The organism is Acinetobacter sp. TUM15071 (genome assembly GCF_008980925.1).
In the GTDB taxonomy this organism is placed as follows: domain Bacteria; phylum Pseudomonadota; class Gammaproteobacteria; order Pseudomonadales; family Moraxellaceae; genus Acinetobacter; species Acinetobacter dispersus.
The window spans coordinates 1-255 of the sequence record NZ_BKGB01000087.1 but is presented as its reverse complement, the minus strand read 5'-3'; the positions used below and the strand labels follow the sequence as shown (position 1 = coordinate 255).

The 255-nt window shown below is 54.5% G+C and carries 1 protein-coding gene; it reads right to left on the bottom strand.

What is annotated here, in order from left to right; all coding sequences use genetic code 11:
- Nucleotides 1–255 (bottom strand): Ig-like domain-containing protein (locus GBI66_RS19365; protein ID WP_171494357.1); only part of this gene is annotated, 255 nt, incomplete at both ends.

The window sequence follows — 255 nt, the reverse complement described above, 5'->3', positions numbered from 1 at the left end:
TTACAGGTCCGACACCCGTCACATTCACGGTCACGTTGATGGTGCTGTCTGCATCGGCACTCAAGTCGCTACCTGGAACGCTCACGCTCCACGTACCACCTGCCTGTACTGTGGTGTTGTACACCGTGCCATTCACATTCACAGTCACGGCATCACCCACCGTGAAGCTGCCCACCACTGAACCACTCACGGTTTGGGTTGCACCTGCTTCAACGGCATTAATGATGTTGTCACCCGTAATTGGATTGACCACCA